This is a genomic window from Stenotrophomonas maltophilia group sp. RNC7 (assembly GCF_030910085.1).
In the GTDB taxonomy this organism is placed as follows: domain Bacteria; phylum Pseudomonadota; class Gammaproteobacteria; order Xanthomonadales; family Xanthomonadaceae; genus Stenotrophomonas; species Stenotrophomonas sepilia.
The window spans coordinates 1-415 of record NZ_JAVFVN010000067.1; the positions used below are offsets into that span (position 1 = coordinate 1).

A 415-nucleotide genomic window follows, 5' to 3' on the forward strand; every position below is an offset into this window, starting at 1 on the left:
CATTCTTTTTTTAAAAGACGCATTTTCTATTAACCTATATAATAATATTAAGCCAAATAAAGGAGGAATTAAGATGAAGAAAATCTTTCTTAAAATTTCTGTTGTTTTTTCAATAAGCTTTAGTACTCTTTTTAGTCTTAATAACAACATTTTTGCTAGCTCAAGTTATACAGATGTACCCGAAAAACATTGGGCTACTACTGCCATAAATTCTCTTTATAACAGCAATATCATGATCGGTTATGGATACAACACATTTGGTTTCGGAGACGTAGTTACTAGAGAACAAGTAGCAAGACTTATGTATACTTCTTTAGACTTACAAACAGACGACATATCAAATAATCCTTATAGAGATATAAACCCATCCTCTACAATGTTTTTTAATGAAGTATTGAGCGTCACTAAAAAAGGA

General features: G+C 29.9%; 1 protein-coding gene. It reads left to right on the top strand.

Going from position 1 to position 415, the window contains the following annotated elements; translation table 11 throughout:
* Nucleotides 1–73: 73 nt before the first annotated feature.
* On the top strand, nucleotides 74–415 hold a 342-nt coding region (locus RCF13_RS00520; protein WP_308140704.1), incomplete at its 3' end, for an S-layer homology domain-containing protein.